Source organism: Mycobacterium sp. 1165178.9, assembly GCF_001673555.1.
In the GTDB taxonomy this organism is placed as follows: domain Bacteria; phylum Actinomycetota; class Actinomycetes; order Mycobacteriales; family Mycobacteriaceae; genus Mycobacterium.
Map to the genome: position 1 here is coordinate 1 of NZ_LZMB01000253.1, position 593 is coordinate 593.

The 593-nt window shown below is 68.3% G+C and carries 1 protein-coding gene; it reads right to left on the reverse strand.

Features of this window, described 5'->3' with window-relative positions; translation table 11 throughout:
- A partial coding sequence (locus tag A5652_RS11400; RefSeq protein ID WP_369805780.1) for a type I phosphomannose isomerase catalytic subunit occupies positions 1 to 533 on the reverse strand: 533 nt, incomplete at its 3' end.
- Positions 534 to 593: the final 60 nt, after the last annotated feature.

The following is a 593-nucleotide window of genomic DNA, read 5'->3' on the forward strand; positions in this document are numbered from 1 at the left end:
TCGGACTGATCGTTCAGTAGGTCGATGAACGGGTCGAGGTCGGAGACGGCCAGGGCCCGCAACAGCTCGACGGTGCGCGAGACCTGCCGGAATCCGGCCAGCGCCTCGAACGGGTGCAGCGCCACCAGCAACTCGGGTTTGTGGGATGTGTCGCGGTAGTTGCGCACCGGCGACGTCAGCGGAATGCCGACCCGCTCCTCGCGCAAATAGCCCTCGGCCGCCTGCGCGGCGCTGGGATGCGCCTGCAGGGACAACGGCTCGTCGGCGGCCAGCACCTTGACCAGGAACGGGAGCACGTCTCCGAAGCGCGCCCGCGACGTCGGCCCGAGCTGGCCCTCCGGGTCGTCGACCAGCGCCTCGAGCAATGTGATTTCGCCGTTGTCGGTTTCCACCCACGCCGGGTCGCCCGGGTGCGCCCCAAACCACAGCTCGGCCTCCGGATGCGCCGCCGGCACCGGACGCTCGGTGAATTCGGCGATGGCGGTACGCGAACCCCAGGCGTACGTTCTCAAGGCCCCGCGAAGCAGTTCCACTGTTGTATCTATCCCCGCACCAGTCGCATATAAACCGCGGCCATTTCCAGCCGGACGGCC